The following is a 16096-nucleotide window of genomic DNA, read 5'->3' on the forward strand; positions in this document are numbered from 1 at the left end:
AGTGCTGCGTTTTTCAGAATCGGGTTACCACTTCATTTCGCCCTTGGCGACTTTGGCGCTCAGCTCCAGTGAGCTTTCTTCGCCCAGTTTCGGGTAGCGTTTTTTCATCGCGCCGATCAGTGCGGCAGAGTCCTTGGCCTTGGCAGTTTCTTCGTCGAACGCCTTGATGTAGTCGGCAGTGAATTTCACGGCCGCCAGTGAACGGGCGCTGTCACCCAGGTAGTGACCCGGCACCACGGTTTTCGGTTTCAGGGTTTCGATCGAGTGCAGGGTTTCCAGCCAGTCGGCGTGGGACTGCGCGGTCTGGGTGTCGGCCATCCATACGTGGATGTTCTCGGCGACAACCACACCACCGACCACGGCTTTCAGTGAAGGAATCCACACGAAGCTGCGATCCGGCTGCTTGCCTTCCAGGCCAACCACCTGCAGCTTTTGCCCTTCAAGCATCAGGCTGTTGCCCTTGAGCACGCCCGGCACGATGGTTTTGGCCGGCACGTCGGCGCCCATTTTCGGGCCCCAGAAGGCGAGTTTGCCGTCGACGGTTTGCTTGATGTGATCAACGGTCGGTTGCGAGGCCAAGACCTTTGCCTGCGGGAAGGCTTTGGTCAGGGTGTCGAGACCGAAGTAGTAATCCGGGTCACCGTGGCTGATGTAAATGGTGGTCAATTGCTTGCCGCTGGCGCGGATCTTTTCCACCACTTGCTCGGCTTGGGATTTGCCGAACTGGGCGTCCACCAGAATCGCGTCTTTCTCGCCGCTGACCAGCACCGAAGTCACCGGGAAGATCGCCTTGGTGCCCGGGTTGTAGACGTCGAGGGTCAGGTTCGCGGCCGCTGCGTGGGCAGCAAAACCGAGGGTGGCGGTGGCCAGTAAAACGCGCTTGAGAGTGGTGAAGCCGATCATGAGTTGCTCCGCTGTTCGAATGCCGTGCTTGGCGATGGGGGCAGAGCTTAGTTGCCAGACTCGTTACAAAAAATGCGATGCTTGAACATAGTTTGTTTCTGAAAGCGGGCAAATCATGGATCGTCTCCAAGCAATGCGGGTGTTTGTCACGGTGGTGGATCTGGGCAGCCAGTCGGCGGCGGCCGACCACCTGGACCTGTCGAGGCCGGTGGTGTCGCGGTATCTGGCGGAACTGGAAGACTGGGTCGGCGCGCGCCTGATGCACCGCACCACCCGCAAGTTGAGCCTGACCGCCGCCGGCAACGAAATCCTGCCGCGCTGCCGGCAGATGCTGGAGCTGTCCGGTGACATGCAGGCCGCGGTCAGCGAACCTGCCGATGCGCCACGGGGTATGTTGCGGATCAGCGTCAGCACCTCGTTCGGCCAGGCGCAACTGGCCGATGCCATGGCGGCGTTCGTCAAAGCGTATCCGGGGTGAACATCGATCTGCAGATGCTCGATCGCACGGTAAACCTGGTGGACGAACGCATCGACCTGGCGATTCGCACCAGCAATGACCTCGATCCGAATCTGATCGCCCGGCGCCTGACGGTGTGCCGCTCGGTGGTCTGCGCCGCGCCCGCCTATCTGCAAGAACATCCGCAGCCGCAACGCGTAGAAGATCTGAGCCGGCACAACTGCCTGACCCATTCCTACTTCGGCAAGAGCCTGTGGCATTTCGAAGAAGATGGCGAACCGGTTTCAGTGCCGGTGCAAGGCAACATCAGCGCCAACGAGGCCAGCACCCTGCTGCGCGCGACCCTGGCCGGCGCCGGGGTGGCGATGCTGCCGACCTATCAGGCCGGGGTGCATGTACACAGCGGCGAACTGGTTCGCCTGCTGCCCCACGCCGAGCCGCGGCAGATGAACATCTATGCCGTGTATGCCTCGCGCAAGCACATGCCGGCAGCGCTGCGTTGCATGCTGGATTTCCTGGTGCAGCGTTTTCCCGAAAACCCGCAATGGGATGAAGGGCTGTAAAGCCGTTCGCAGCCGCTGGCAACTCCACGGCGCTGACCTATGCTGAAAGCAGTACCCAAGGGTATTCGTTCAGAGGTCACCGCCATGAACACCAGAACAAGAAGATACTTCGCGATTTTCATCACCTGCGCGGCCACGCTGGCGCTGTACGGCACCGCAGCATGGCGCGTGGAGCAGTTGCGGCAACTGCCCCGTGAATACGCGAGCTGCAACTTCGAGCGCTGCATTCCTCACAACGCCACCCTCAACGCCCTGCGCTGATACTGGACGTCTGTGGGAGTGAACTTGCTCACGAAGGCGGCGTGTCAGGTGGCAAAACTGCCGGCTGATCCACCCTCTTCGCGAGCAAGCTCGCTCCCACCTATTGACTCTCTTGTTGTTCGGATTTGAGTCGGTCGCGGAACGCCTTTGGCGAGATCCCCACCCGGCGCCGGAACAGGCGCGTGAAGTTGGTCGGATCGGAAAACCCCAACACCTCGGACATCTCGTAAATGGTCATGCTGGTGTAAGTCAGCAGGCGCTTGGCTTCCAGTAACTGACGCTCGTGCATGATCTGCAACGCCGGCTGCCCCGCCAGTTCGCGGCAGGTGCCGTTGAGGTGCGAGACGGAAATCCCCAGACGATGGGCCAGGTCCTCGACCTTGACGTGCTGTCTGTACGTCTCCTCCACCAATTGAATAAAGCCATTGAGATATTCACGCTGGCGCTGCGGGCGTTGCGTGGCGTTGTGACGGCGGATCGCCTGACGGCTGACCCAGACCATGATCACGCTGACCAGCGAATGCATGAGCATTTCCCGCGCCGGTTGATGGCCGTTGTACTCGGCCTGCAATGCGGCAAACAGACTATTGAGGTACTCCGCGTCCTTGCCCGCCGGATAGCTTTCGGCCTGGGCCAGGGCCTGCACCGCGCTGCCCAGTTGTGCCTGCAAATGGTTGATCAACGGTGTGGCGAGGGTGACGACAAATCCTTCGACGTCCTCGGAAAAACGAAATCCATGCACCGATAACGGCGGCAGGATCTGGATCGCGGCTTCCTTCAGTTGCGTGCGTTGGCCTTCGATTTCAAGCTCTGCCTGACCTTTGAATACGAAGAGCAACTGGCACAAATCGGCATGACGGTGGGGTTTGATTTCCCATTGGTGTTCGCGGCTGCGTTTGGAAATGGTTTCACAGTGCAGCAAGTCAGGGGTCGGCCAGTCCAGGCTTTCACCGTAGAGCTTGAACACCGGAATCGAAGGCAGGTCAGGCTTGTTCATCACTTCAATCCAGGCCTCGAGGTTTGCGGGCGATAATCGCACCGATTGGCAGAATGTACAGGTATCGGCTCAGTTTTCACCTTCAATTGACAGACCCGCAAGGGAAAAATGCAAGCACTCGAATCCTGAAAATCATTCACCGGCCGTTGTCGCGTGAAGCTTGCGAGTCATAAAAACAATGAAAACGCTGAAAACCCAAGTCGCCATCATCGGCGCCGGTCCTTCCGGTTTATTGCTCGGCCAACTGCTGCATAACGCCGGCATCGACACCCTGATTCTGGAGCGCCAGACACCTGACTATGTACTCGGCCGAATCCGCGCCGGTGTGCTTGAACAAGGCATGGTAGAGCTATTGCGCGAGGCTGGCGTGGGTCAGCGGATGGACGCCGAAGGGCTGGTGCATGGCGGGTTCGAACTGGCCCTGGACGGGCGTCGGGTACACATCGATCTGCAGGCGTTGACCGGTGGAAAAACCGTGATGGTCTACGGCCAGACCGAGGTCACCCGCGACCTGATGGCCGCTCGTCGGGAGACCGGCGGACAAACCATCTACGAAGCCAGCCATGTCGTTCCCTGTGACATGAAAAGCGACGAGGCCTACGTCACCTTCGAAAAGGACGGCGAAACCTGGCGCGTCGATTGCGACTACATCGCCGGTTGCGACGGGTTCCACGGTGTGGCCCGGCAGTCGATTCCCGAGGACTGCCTGAAAGTCTTCGAGCGGGTTTATCCGTTCGGCTGGCTGGGCATTCTCGCCGATACGCCACCGATTCACGACGAACTGGTCTACGCCCGCCACGAGCGCGGCTTCGCCCTGTGCAGCATGCGTTCGGCGACCCGCACCCGCTATTACCTGCAAGTGCCGGCCGAGGAAAACGTCGACGACTGGTCGGACCAACGCTTCTGGGATGAACTGCGCAAGCGTCTGCCGGAGGACCTGGCGCAACAACTGGTGACCGGTCCGTCGATTGAAAAAAGCATCGCGCCACTGCGCAGTTTTGTGGTCGAGCCGATGCAATACGGGCGGATGTTTCTGGTAGGGGACGCGGCGCACATCGTTCCTCCGACCGGCGCCAAGGGGCTGAATCTGGCGGCCAGCGATGTCAGCACGCTGTTCAGGATTTTGCTGAAGGTCTATCGCGAAGGTCGCACCGGACTTTTGGAGAAGTATTCAGAGATCTGCCTGCGCCGGGTGTGGAAGGCCGAGCGATTTTCCTGGTGGATGACCTCCATGCTGCACCGTTTCGACGAGCACGACGATTTCAGTCAGCGCATCAGCGCGTCTGAACTGGATTACTTTGTCAGCTCGGAAGCGGGGCAAAAAACCATTGCAGAAAATTACGTCGGGCTTCCGTATGAGGCTATCGAATAGCCTGCTATCGACTTACACTGGCGAGCACTGATCCGCTCGCCACGGCGGATATCATCTCTGCCCACAGGTTTGCCCGTGACCACTGTCAACCACCCCGAAACGCCCAAACCGGCCATTCGCAGCGTGCTGGTCGCGCTGATGCTGGCGATCTTTCTCGGCGCGCTGGACCAGACCATCGTCGCCGTTTCCATGCCGGCCATCTCTGCACAGTTCAAGGATGTCAGCCTGCTGGCCTGGGTGATTTCCGGATACATGGTGGCAATGACCGTGGCGGTGCCGATTTACGGCAAGCTCGGCGATTTGTACGGGCGGCGCAAACTAATGCTGTTCGGCATGGGCCTGTTCACCCTCGCCTCGCTGTTTTGCGGCATGGCCCAGAGCATGGAGCAATTGGTACTGGCGCGGATTTTCCAGGGCATCGGCGCCGGCGGGATGATTTCGGTGAGCCAGGCGATCATCGGCGACATCGTGCCGCCACGGGAGCGCGGCCGTTATCAGGGTTATTTCAGCAGCATGTACGCGGTGGCCAGCGTCGCCGGCCCGGTGCTCGGCGGCTACATGACCGAGTACCTGTCCTGGCGCTGGGTGTTCCTGATCAACCTGCCGCTGGGCCTTGGCGCGTATTGGGTGGCGCGACGCAATCTGATCGGCCTGCCGATTCCGCAGCGCAAGCCCATCATCGATTACCTCGGCACACTGCTGATGATCATCGGCCTGACCGCGCTGTTACTGGCGATCACTGAGGTCGGCCAGGGCCACGCGTGGCGCAGCAGTGAAGTGCTCGGTCTGTTCGCGTGCGCGGTGGCAGTGCTGGCGGTGTTCGTCTGGCATGAGCGGCGCGCCCGGGAGCCGTTGTTGCCGATGCATCTGTTCACCAACCGCAGCGCGCTGCTGTGCTGGTGCACGATTTTCTTTTGCAGCTTCCAGGCGATTTCGCTGATTGTGCTGATGCCGCTGCGCTTCCAGAGCGTGACGGGCGCGGGAGCTGACAGCGCTGCGTTGCACTTGCTGCCGCTGGCGATGGGTTTGCCGATCGGCGCGTATTTCGCCGGCCGTCGTACCTCGATCACCGGGCGCTACAAACCGCAGATTCTCACCGGCGCGCTGCTGATGCCGATCTCGATCCTCGGCATGGCCTTCAGCCCGCCTGATGCGACACTGATCAGCAGCCTGTTCATGCTGCTCAGCGGTATCGCCGGCGGCATGCAGTTCCCGACCTCGCTGGTCGGCACGCAGAACTCGGTCGAGCAAAAGGACATCGGCGTCGCCACCAGCACCACCAACCTGTTCCGCTCCCTGGGCGGCGCGGTGGGTGTGGCGTTGATGTCGGCGCTGTTGCTGGCGTTGTTGCAGGACTCCAGTTTCGCCCATCTGGCCGGCAGTTCGTTGATGAGCGAAGGGCATTCCGGCAACGTGCTGCTCGATGGCCTGAACGCGGCGCCCGGCGATGCGCAGAACGCCTTGCGCGCCGAGCTGCTGGTGACATTCCGGCATTTGCTGATGGTCAGCGCGGCGGTGTCGCTGCTCGGGCTGGCGGCGGCGATCGCGATGCCGAACCGGTTGTTGCGCGGGCGTGAACACGACGCCCGCTGACTAACGAACACCGCCGCTCCCACAGGGATGTGCACTCAAGCGCTGTAATAACCGACCGCCACCAGCATGTTCCCGACCTTCTTCAGGTAGGCATGTTTGTTCTCGACCTTGCCGGTCACCGGGTTTTTCCAGCGGTACTCGTACTCACCCTCATCCTGTTTGCCAATCAGTGCCAGAATCGGTTCGCCCACCGGTTTGCCCTCCGGGTCATCGACCTTGGCGAAATCGGTGTTGATCAGGCGCAGGTTGGTGCCGTGGGCGACGTAGCGGTGGTTGTCGAGATTGACGACGAACACATACAGGTCGTCCTGCAAGTAACCGCCCTTGAGCGAGTTGATCGCGGACAACGTGCCCTTCTCGTCTTTGGTCAGGTCGGTGGCCGCTTTGTCGAGCAACGCTTTCGCCTGTTCAGCCGACGCGCGCGGCAAGTAATAACCCACTGCCAGAATCCGCTGACCGATGCGTTGATAGTAAACGTGCTTGCGCTCGATCTTGCCGTCGGACCAGTTCTGCCAGCGGTACTCGGCCTGCTGGATGCCGTTGCCCTCCGGCACTTTCAGGGCGTCCCTGAAGGACTTTTGCAAGTCCGGCCCGAGGACTTCGCTGACGTCACGGCCGATCAATGCCGACGACGGCCCGCCGCTGGCGAGCATCACGCCCTTGGTGTCGACCACGAACACGTAACGGTCCTTGTCGACGAATTCGCCCTGACGGCTGAACGCCGCGAACGCCTTGTCGCCGTTGTCGTGGTAATAGGCCAGAGCCTTTTCCAGCAGGGCGATGGCGGCCTTGCTGTCATCTTTTTCCGTGGTGGCCGCGTTGGCCTGACCGAAACTCAACAGCAGCACCGCGCCGAGCCAGGCCAGCTTGTGCACAAACCCCATGACGCATCCCTCGTTCTTGTTGGTGTTTCAAGAGCGTAGACGGCCTGAAGGCATGTATGGATATTCAGAAAGCTTCTGAATGTTGCTGCGGCGAGGGTGTTCGCGCCCTCGCCATGCGACAAGCTTACGGACGGGCGTTGATTTGCTGTTGCAGATTCTGGATCTGCGCTTGCAGGGTGTTGATGTTGCGGGTCATCTGCCCACGGAATGCGTCGAACTCGGCGGTGTTGGTGCCGCCCTGCGCAGCGGCCGGACGATTGTCCTGCTCGCTCTTGAGAATGACGATTTCCTGCTCCAGACGCTCGATGGCGGCGTTAGAACCGCCCTGTTTTTTCAGGGCCGTGATGTCGGCACCGAGGCTCTTGAACTGCGCGTCGAAGCTTTTCACCTGTGCATCGAAGCTCTTGAGCTGGGCATCGACCTTGCTGGTGTCGGCCGGCGTGCTTTTCAGCGTCGCCAGCTCGGCGCTCAGGGCTTTGACCTGGGCCTGCAACTGGGTGTTGGCGTTCTGTTGCTCGGTGGTCTGGGCGGTCATCTGCGCCAGGCGCTTGTCCAGATCCGTCGCCTGCCCGGCCACGCCCTGCTGCTGTTTGCTCTGATCCTGAAGCGCACTTTGCAGCTGCTTGATCTGCAGCTTCAGGGCTTCGCTGTCGGTGGTGACGTTGGTCTGGCTGGCTACGACCTTGCCGGAAATGTCCTGCAAGCGCCCCGCCGCTTCCTCACTGATGCGCGCAAAACTTTCCTGGGTCGCCACCAGTTGCTGCTCCATCAGCGAAATCTGCTGGAAGCTCCACCAGGCCAGACCAATGAACGCGAAGAACAATGCGCCGACCAGTGCCCACAACGGCCCGGTGCTGGCAGCCTTGACCTTGACCACCGGCGGCGTGCGCGAATGCACGGAGGTGCGGGCGGTGGCCGGAAAATCGTCGTCATCGAGGGTATCGGCGCGCAGGCTCGGTACATCGTCGAAATCGTCGTGGGCATCGTTACGCATGGACATTGAGGCAACCTTTGTGAAACGCGGTGATGGCAGATTGGGGCGAAGTATAAACCCCGCGGCCGCTGGGGTTGACCCTCAAGCCGTGGCGCGGTTCAGTGCCGGCCGGCAGATTCGTGTCAACGAATGTCCTGGGCCTTCCACCAGCCACAGAACTCATCGAGGGCCGTCCACAGACTGACTTTCGGATCGTAGTCCAGATAATGCCGGGCGCGACTGATGTCGAGGGTGAAATTTTTGTTCATCACCTGCATGCCCAGGCGCGACAGGGTCGGCTCGGGACACCCCGGCCAGAGCTTGCACACACCTTCGTTGAGCGCCGCCACGCTGTAGGCCAGGCAGTAGGAACGGTATTTGGTGACCTGTGGGACTTCCATCTTGCGCATCACGTAATTGACCACATCCCACAGCGGCACCGGAGCGCCGTTGCTGATGTTGTAGGCCTTGCCCAGCGCTGAGGCGTCGGCCAGCAGGCTGCTGAGCAACGCTTCGTTGAGGTTGTGCACGCTGGTGAAATCGACCTTGTTCAGACCGTTGCCGATGATCGCCAGACGGCCCTTGCGCTGCATGTTCAGCAAGCGCGGGAAGATGCTCATGTCGCCGGCGCCGGTGACGAAACGCGGGCGCAAGGCGAGGGTTTCGAGGCCGAATTCCTGGGCGCCGAAAACCTTTTGCTCGGCCAGGTATTTGGTCGCTGCGTAGTGATGCTTGAAGCGCTTGGGCACTTGCTCTTCGGTCAGGCCGAGATGGTTGCGACCGTCAAAGTAGATTGATGGCGACGACAGATGCACCAGCCGCCGAACCCGTTGTTTCAGGCAGGCCTCGACCACGTTTTCGGTGACCTGCACGTTGCCCTGATGGAAGTCCTGATACCGGCCCCACAAGCCGACCGCGCCGGCGCAATGCACCACGGCTTCGACATCACTGCATAGCGCACGCACCAGATCCGGGTCGCTCAAATCGCCTTGAACGAACTCGGCACCGCGACGCACCAGATGCTCGACACCCTCGGCCCGGCGACCGTTGACCCGCACGTCCAGGCCCTGCTCCAGGGCGAAACGCGCAAAGCGTCCGCCAATGAAGCCGCTTGCGCCGGTGACCAGAATTTTCATGTAAAGCTCCGCTGTCTTTCGTTTGCCTGATTCGTGAGTCTTGACGCTGGCCGTCAGTCCAACGGCACCAGCCATTGCGCCGACGAGCGCACCAATTGCTCGGTCAACAGGCCGAGCAACTGACCGCCATTGCGCCAATGATGCCAGTACAAGGGCACGTCGATCGGTTTATCTGGCAACAGTTCGCGCAGCACGCCGCGCTCCAGTTGTTCGCGCACCTGTAATTCCGGCACCAGTCCCCAGCCGAGTCCGGCTTCGGTCAGGCGAATGAAGCCTTCGGACGACGGACACAGGTGATGTTCGAAACCGCCATCGACGCCGAGGGAAGCCAGATAACGATGCTGCAGAAAATCGTCCGGGCCGAACACCAGCGCCGGGGTGCGCGGCAATTGCTCGGCCTGCACGCCGTCGGGAAAGTGCCGTTCAATGAACGCCGGACTGGCCAGTGCCCGATAACGCATCGCGCCAAGTAACACGCTACGCGCGCCTGCAACCGGCCGCTCGCTGGCGCACAGGCAACCGGCCACTTCACCGGCGCGCATGCGTTTGAGGCCGACGGTCTGGTCTTCGACGATCAGGTCCAGCAATAGATGTTGTTCGGCGCAGAAATCGCCCACCGCCTCGGCCCACCAGGTGGCGAGGCTGTCGGCATTCAGGGCGATGCGCAGGCGCTCCGGCAGGCCTTCTTCGTCCAGCGCCGGCACCAGCGTCTGCAAATCCCGTTCGAGCAGGCGCACCTGCTGCACATGGTTGAGCAGGCGCCGGCCAATTTCGGTCGGCGAAGGCGGCGTGCCGCGCACCAAAACCGGCTGGCCGACCCGCGCCTCCAGCAGTTTGATCCGCTGGGAAATCGCCGATTGCGAAAGGCCCAGCACCTGCGCCGCCCGTTCGAATCCGGCCTGCTCGACCACGGCGGCCAGAGCGGAAAGCAATTTGTAGTCGAACATCAGTTTTCCTAATGAGCGATCAGCACTATTGGTTTTTCTTATACAGCGTCAACCGGGAGAATAGCCAGCAAGCACTCTTTATCAAGGACCACCTCCATGGCTGGCGAAACCTCGTTGACCACCCTGCTGCGCAGCATGAGCCCGCAACTCAACGCTGGCGAATACGTGTTCTGTACCTTGCGCGACGGGCATTTGCCGAGCGGCCTGGAAATCGTCGGCAGTTTCCGTGAACAGGAAGGCCTGACGGTGATTCTCGAACGCTCCCACGCCGAGCGCGCCGGTTTCAGCTTTGACTATGTCGCGGCGTGGATCACGTTGAACGTGCATTCGGCGCTGGAAGCCGTCGGCCTGACCGCCGCGTTCGCCACCGCACTGGGCAGGGCCGGCATCAGTTGCAACGTGATTGCCGGCTACTACCACGATCATTTGTTCGTCGGTCAGGCCGACGCCGAACGCGCCATGCAAGTGCTGCGCAATCTCGCAGCCAACGCGGAGTAACGATCATGTGGCAAAGCTATACCAACGGTTTGCTGGTGGCGTTCGGGCTGATCATGGCGATCGGCACGCAGAATGCCTTTGTCCTGGCGCAGAGCCTGCGGCGTGAGCATCACCTGCCGGTCGCCGCGCTGTGCGTCGCCTGTGATGCGTTGCTGGTGGCGGCAGGTGTTTTCGGTCTGGCCACCGTGCTGGCGCAGAATCCGACCCTATTGGCGGTCGCCCGCTGGGGCGGCGCGGTGTTTCTGATCTGGTACGGCAGCCAGGCGTTGCGCCGGGCTTGCTCGAAGCAAAGTCTGCAACAGGGAGAAAACCAGACCGTTCGTTCGCTGCGCGCGGTGATGCTCAGCGCACTGGCAGTGACGCTGCTCAACCCGCACGTCTATCTGGACACCGTTCTGCTGATCGGTTCTCTCGGCGCACAACAGTCGGTGCCTGGCGCTTATGTCGTCGGTGCGGCGAGTGCTTCGCTGTTGTGGTTCTTCACCCTGGCGTTCGGCGCGGCATGGCTTGCACCGTGGCTGGCACGGCCGAGTACGTGGCGGATTCTCGATCTGTTGGTCGCGGTAATGATGTTCACGGTGGCAGGGCAATTGATATTGGCTTCATGATTTATTCCAAACAGCTCTGGAACCTCTATCCCACACAGTTGTTGCGTGGTTAAGCCGCACCCCCGGTGCTATGATCCGAACCCTGCGCCGCAAAGAGTAAAAACTCGCCGGTGCATTTCTGGCCGCCCGTGATCGGCCTTGCGCTCACCGCAACAGACCTGATTAGGAGAATCATCATGGCTTTCGAATTGCCGCCGCTGCCTTACGCACACGATGCCCTGCAGCCGCACATTTCCAAGGAAACCCTGGAATTCCACCACGACAAGCACCACAACACCTACGTCGTGAACCTGAACAACCTGGTGCCAGGCACCGAGTTCGAAGGCAAGACCCTGGAAGAAATCGTCAAGACTTCCTCGGGCGGCATCTTCAACAACGCCGCTCAGGTCTGGAACCACACCTTCTACTGGAACTGCCTGGCGCCAAACGCCGGCGGTCAACCAACCGGCGCACTGGCTGAAGCCATCAACGCGGCTTTCGGTTCGTTCGACAAGTTCAAGGAAGAGTTCAGCAAAACCTCGATCGGCACCTTCGGTTCCGGCTGGGGCTGGCTGGTGAAAAAGGCTGACGGTTCCCTGGCCCTGGCCAGCACCATCGGCGCCGGCAACCCGCTGACCAGCGGCGACACCCCGCTGCTGACCTGCGACGTGTGGGAACACGCTTACTACATCGACTACCGTAACCTGCGTCCAAAATACGTCGAGGCGTTCTGGAACCTGGTCAACTGGAAGTTCGTGGCCGAGCAGTTCGAAGGCAAGACCTTCACCGCTTAAGCTGCACGCCAGACAAAAACCCGGCCATTGCCGGGTTTTTTCTGCCCGCAGAAATCCTCGTGGGTGCGCCGCATAACAAACAGAGCCTTTTCCCACACGCAAAGCAGCCCTTCTCGCCTTGCTCACAAGCCACCGCGAACTAACATCAAAGAGGAAAAATTGTCCGACGCCCCTCAAGTTGGAGGCCAGAACTACCGACACAGTACAAATAGGGCAAATACTCCAGACAGCAGCATTTCGGCCAAGGCCACGGACAAATTTTCCGCGGCTCGATTGTCCCTTTGACTGCCAACACGGGATTGCCAATACTCATGGCAACTTGACGCTACCCGCACGGAACAAGGAATAACCCTTTGAAGCTGGAACTCAAGAACAGCTTGTCGGTGAAGTTGCTCCGGGTCGTGCTCCTGTCGGCATTGATCGTCGGCGTGGTCTTGAGCTGCGCGCAGATCGTTTTCGATGCGTATAAAACACGCCAGGCTGTCGCCAATGATGCCGAACGCATCCTCGACATGTTCCGCGATCCCTCCACCCAGGCGGTCTACAGCCTGGACCGGGAGATGGGCATGCAGGTGATCGAAGGCCTGTTCCAGGACGACGCCGTGCGCCAGGCCTCCATCGGCCATCCCAACGAAGCGATGCTCGCGCAGAAATCCCGCGAACTGCAGCATTCCAACAGTCGCTGGCTGACCGACCTGATCCTTGGTCAGGAACGCACGTTCACCACCCAACTGGTGGGACGCGGCCCCTACAGCGAATATTACGGCGACCTGAGCATCACCCTCGACACGGCCACCTACGGTCAGGGTTTCATCGTCAGCTCGGTGATCATCTTCATTTCCGGCGTGTTGCGCGCTTTGGCCATGGGGCTGGTGCTGTATCTGGTCTATCACTGGCTGCTGACCAAACCGCTGTCGCGGATCATCGAACACCTCACCGAGATCAACCCCGACCGCCCCAGCGAACACAAGATTCCGCAGCTCAAGGGCCACGAAAAAAACGAACTGGGGATCTGGATCAATACCGCCAACCAGTTGCTCGAATCCATCGAACGCAATACCCACCTGCGCCACGAGGCGGAAAACAGCCTGCTGCGCATGGCCCAGTACGACTTTCTCACCGGTCTGCCGAACCGCCAGCAATTGCAGCAGCAACTGGACAAGATTCTGGTGGACGCCGGCAAGCTGCAACGGCGGGTCGCCGTCCTTTGCGTAGGTCTGGACGATTTCAAAAGCATCAACGAACAATTCAGCTATCAGACCGGCGACCAGTTGCTGCTGGCACTCGCCGACCGCCTGCGCGCCCACAGCGGTCGCCTCGGCGCCCTCGCCCGTCTCGGCGGCGATCAGTTCGCTCTGGTGCAGGCCGATATCGAACAGCCTTACGAAGCGGCGGAACTGGCGCAAAGCATTCTTGATGACCTGGAAGCACCGTTCGCCCTCGATCATCAAGAGATTCGCCTGCGCGCGACCATCGGCATCACCCTGTTCCCGGAGGATGGCGACAGCACCGAAAAGCTGTTGCAGAAAGCCGAGCAGACCATGACCCTGGCCAAGACCCGCTCGCGCAACCGCTATCAGTTCTATATCGCCAGCGTCGACAGCGAAATGCGCCGACGTCGCGAGCTGGAAAAAGACCTGCGTGATGCGCTGTTGCGCGACCAGTTCTACCTCGTCTACCAGCCACAGATCAGCTACCGCGATCATCGTGTGGTCGGCGTCGAAGCCCTGATCCGCTGGCAGCATCCGGAACATGGTCTGGTGCCGCCGGACCTGTTCATCCCGCTGGCGGAACAGAACGGCACCATCATCGCCATCGGCGAATGGGTGCTGGATCAGGCCTGCAAGCAACTGCGCGACTGGCACGATCAGGGCTTCGTCGACCTGCGCATGGCGGTCAACCTGTCCACCGTGCAGTTGCACCACGCCGAGCTGCCACGGGTGGTCAACAACCTGTTGCAGATGTACCGCCTGCCACCGCGCAGCCTGGAGCTGGAAGTCACCGAAACCGGCCTGATGGAAGACATCAGTACCGCCGCCCAGCACCTGCTGAGCCTGCGCCGCTCCGGCGCCCTGATTGCCATCGACGACTTCGGCACCGGCTATTCGTCGCTGAGTTATCTCAAGAGTCTGCCGCTGGACAAGATCAAGATCGACAAGAGCTTCGTCCAGGATCTGCTGGATGACGACGATGACGCGACCATCGTTCGCGCCATCATTCAGCTGGGCAAGAGCCTGGGCATGCAGGTAATCGCCGAGGGCGTGGAAACCGCCGAACAGGAAACCTACATCATCTCCGAAGGCTGCCACGAAGGTCAGGGCTACCACTACAGCAAGCCGCTGCCGGCGCGCGAGCTGAGCGTTTATCTCAAGCAGGCCCAGCGCAGCAACGCGGCCATCCTCTGAAATCTTCCTGCAAAGCCCGGCAAAACCCTCGATCCGCCGGGTATCGTCTCCGCTGTTGATCCAGCGCAAGCCTCGCGCAAATAGGAAATATTTCCAGCTACAACCCTTTACACATAATGCGAAAGATTTGCATTATGTCGCAGCTTTTTGCGCAGCCCCGCGCCTGTCCACTCAATTACCGAAGCAGGATGTTCGCCATGATTCGTATGCCTCTGGCTACCGCCAGTCTGCTGGCCATCGCTATTTCCCTCGCCGGTTGCGGCGAAGGTAAAGACAAAGAAAAGGCCGCCGCTCCTGCGCCGACTCCAGCTGCGAGCACTGCCGCACCGGCTGCGCCTGCTGCTGCCGGCAAAGTCGACGAGGCCGCCGGCAAAGCCGTTGTCTCGCACTATGCCGACATGGTCTTCGCCGTTTACAGCGATGCCGAATCCACCGCGAAAACCCTGCAAACCGCCATCGACGCGTTCCTTGCCAAGCCGAACGCCGACACCCTGAAAGCCGCCAAGGCTGCCTGGGTAGCCGCCCGCGTTCCTTACCTGCAGAGCGAAGTGTTCCGCTTCGGCAATACCATAATCGACGACTGGGAAGGTCAGGTGAATGCCTGGCCGCTGGACGAAGGCCTGATCGACTACGTCGACAAATCCTATGAGCACGCACTGGGCAACCCGGGTGCCACTGCCAACATCATCGCCAACACCGAAGTTCAGGTTGGCGAAGACAAGGTCGACGTCAAGGACATCACCCCGGAAAAACTCGCCAGCCTGAACGAGCTGGGCGGTTCCGAAGCCAACGTCGCCACCGGCTACCACGCCATCGAATTCCTGCTCTGGGGCCAGGACCTGAACGGCACCAGCCCTGGCGCCGGCAACCGTCCTGCGTCGGACTACCTGGAAGGCGCCGGCGCTACCGGCGGCCATAACGACCGTCGTCGTGCCTACCTGAAAGCCGTGACCCAGCTGCTGGTCAGCGACCTGGAAGAAATGGTCGGCAACTGGAAACCGAACGTGGCCGACAACTACCGCGCCACCCTGGAAGCCGAACCGGCTGAAAGCGGCCTGCGCAAAATGCTGTTCGGCATGGGCAGCCTGTCCCTGGGCGAGCTGGCCGGCGAGCGCATGAAGGTGTCCCTGGAAGCGAACTCCCCGGAAGACGAACAGGATTGCTTCAGCGACAACACCCACAACTCGCACTTCTACGATGCCAAGGGCATTCGTAACGTTTACCTGGGCGAGTACACCCGCGTCGACGGCACCAAAATGACCGGCGCCAGCCTGTCGTCGCTGGTGGCCAAGGTTGACCCGGCTGCCGACACCGCCCTGAAAAACGATCTGGCCGCTACCGAAGCCAAGATCCAGGTCATGGTCGATCACGCCAACAAGGGTGAGCACTACGACCAGTTGATCGCGGCCGGCAACACCGCCGGCAACCAGATCGTCCGCGACGCCATCGCTTCGCTGGTCAAGCAGACCGGTTCAATCGAGGCCGCAGCCGGCAAGCTGGGCATCAGCGACCTGAACCCGGACAACGCCGATCACGAGTTCTGATTGACACTGTCTGACTGAACAAGGCGACCTTCGGGTCGCCTTTTTTGTTTGCTGTGTTCAAGGAGCATTGTTGAGCAGGCCATCGCGCATAAGCGACCCTTCCTACTTCGTTTGAAGAAGCTGCCTACATATCCCACAAAGCGCTCTTGATAGCGTGCCCGCCAATTTTCGCGAGCACGAAC

Annotated in this window: 14 protein-coding genes and 1 pseudogene; 9 read left to right on the top strand and 6 right to left on the bottom strand. The window is 60.7% G+C overall.

What is annotated here, in order from left to right:
• Window positions 1-24: 24 nt before the first annotated feature.
• Window positions 25-903, bottom strand: coding sequence for an MBL fold metallo-hydrolase (locus I5961_RS22225; protein WP_227233375.1), 879 nt, complete (start codon window positions 901-903; stop codon window positions 25-27).
• Window positions 904-1018: 115 nt separating this feature from the next.
• Between I5961_RS22225 and I5961_RS22230 the strand changes: the two are divergent.
• A pseudogene (locus tag I5961_RS22230) lies at window positions 1019-1923 on the top strand (LysR family transcriptional regulator).
• Window positions 1924-2007: 84 nt separating this feature from the next.
• Window positions 2008-2184, top strand: coding sequence for a hypothetical protein (locus tag I5961_RS22235; protein ID WP_166225760.1), 177 nt, complete (start codon window positions 2008-2010; stop codon window positions 2182-2184).
• A gap of 100 nt (window positions 2185-2284) precedes the next feature.
• On the opposite strand, the gene I5961_RS22240 is transcribed toward I5961_RS22235, so the two are convergent.
• Window positions 2285-3181, bottom strand: coding sequence for a helix-turn-helix domain-containing protein (locus tag I5961_RS22240; RefSeq protein ID WP_085699611.1), 897 nt, complete (start codon window positions 3179-3181; stop codon window positions 2285-2287).
• A 178-nt stretch (window positions 3182-3359) separates the two neighbouring features.
• On the opposite strand from I5961_RS22240, the gene pobA reads away from it, so the two are divergent.
• Together pobA and I5961_RS22250 are read left to right on the top strand one after the other, a co-directional pair.
• Entirely contained in the window at window positions 3360-4553 is a 1194-nt protein-coding gene (gene pobA / locus I5961_RS22245) for a 4-hydroxybenzoate 3-monooxygenase (RefSeq protein ID WP_227233376.1), read from the top strand.
• Between the two features lie 75 nt (window positions 4554-4628).
• The gene (locus tag I5961_RS22250; protein WP_227233378.1) at window positions 4629-6146 is read left to right on the top strand and encodes an MDR family MFS transporter; all 1518 of its coding nucleotides are present in this window, start codon (window positions 4629-4631) and stop codon (window positions 6144-6146) included.
• Between the two features lie 35 nt (window positions 6147-6181).
• On the opposite strand, the gene I5961_RS22255 is transcribed toward I5961_RS22250, so the two are convergent.
• The 4 genes from I5961_RS22255 to I5961_RS22270 form a co-directional block, all read right to left on the bottom strand.
• A complete protein-coding gene (locus I5961_RS22255; RefSeq protein ID WP_227233379.1) occupies window positions 6182-7030 on the bottom strand; it encodes a cache domain-containing protein in 849 nt (282 codons plus the stop codon).
• Window positions 7031-7154: 124 nt separating this feature from the next.
• A complete protein-coding gene (locus tag I5961_RS22260; RefSeq protein ID WP_085699619.1) occupies window positions 7155-8030 on the bottom strand; it encodes an ATPase in 876 nt (291 codons plus the stop codon).
• A 116-nt stretch (window positions 8031-8146) separates the two neighbouring features.
• The gene (locus I5961_RS22265) at window positions 8147-9139 is read right to left on the bottom strand and encodes an NAD-dependent epimerase/dehydratase family protein (RefSeq protein WP_227233381.1); all 993 of its coding nucleotides are present in this window, start codon (window positions 9137-9139) and stop codon (window positions 8147-8149) included.
• Between the two features lie 53 nt (window positions 9140-9192).
• The gene (locus tag I5961_RS22270) at window positions 9193-10086 is read right to left on the bottom strand and encodes a LysR family transcriptional regulator ArgP (protein ID WP_227233383.1); all 894 of its coding nucleotides are present in this window, start codon (window positions 10084-10086) and stop codon (window positions 9193-9195) included.
• 96 nt (window positions 10087-10182) lie between these two features.
• Between I5961_RS22270 and I5961_RS22275 the strand changes: the two genes are divergently transcribed.
• From I5961_RS22275 to I5961_RS22295, 5 genes are all read left to right on the top strand, one after another.
• The gene (locus I5961_RS22275) at window positions 10183-10584 is read left to right on the top strand and encodes an ACT domain-containing protein (protein ID WP_227233384.1); all 402 of its coding nucleotides are present in this window, start codon (window positions 10183-10185) and stop codon (window positions 10582-10584) included.
• 5 nt (window positions 10585-10589) lie between these two features.
• Window positions 10590-11192, top strand: coding sequence for a LysE/ArgO family amino acid transporter (locus I5961_RS22280; RefSeq protein ID WP_011335710.1), 603 nt, complete (start codon window positions 10590-10592; stop codon window positions 11190-11192).
• A gap of 176 nt (window positions 11193-11368) precedes the next feature.
• A complete protein-coding gene (locus I5961_RS22285; RefSeq protein WP_003227660.1) occupies window positions 11369-11965 on the top strand; it encodes a superoxide dismutase in 597 nt (198 codons plus the stop codon).
• A gap of 353 nt (window positions 11966-12318) precedes the next feature.
• Window positions 12319-14370: a putative bifunctional diguanylate cyclase/phosphodiesterase gene (locus I5961_RS22290; protein WP_085699625.1), complete on the top strand. Its 2052-nt coding sequence runs from the start codon at window positions 12319-12321 to the stop codon at window positions 14368-14370.
• A 197-nt stretch (window positions 14371-14567) separates the two neighbouring features.
• On the top strand, window positions 14568-15914 hold the full coding sequence (locus I5961_RS22295; RefSeq protein WP_227233386.1) for an imelysin family protein: 1347 nt from the start codon (window positions 14568-14570) through the stop codon (window positions 15912-15914).
• Window positions 15915-16096 lie beyond the last annotated feature (182 nt).

It is taken from the genome of Pseudomonas sp. IAC-BECa141 (genome assembly GCF_020544405.1).
GTDB lineage: Bacteria > Pseudomonadota > Gammaproteobacteria > Pseudomonadales > Pseudomonadaceae > Aquipseudomonas.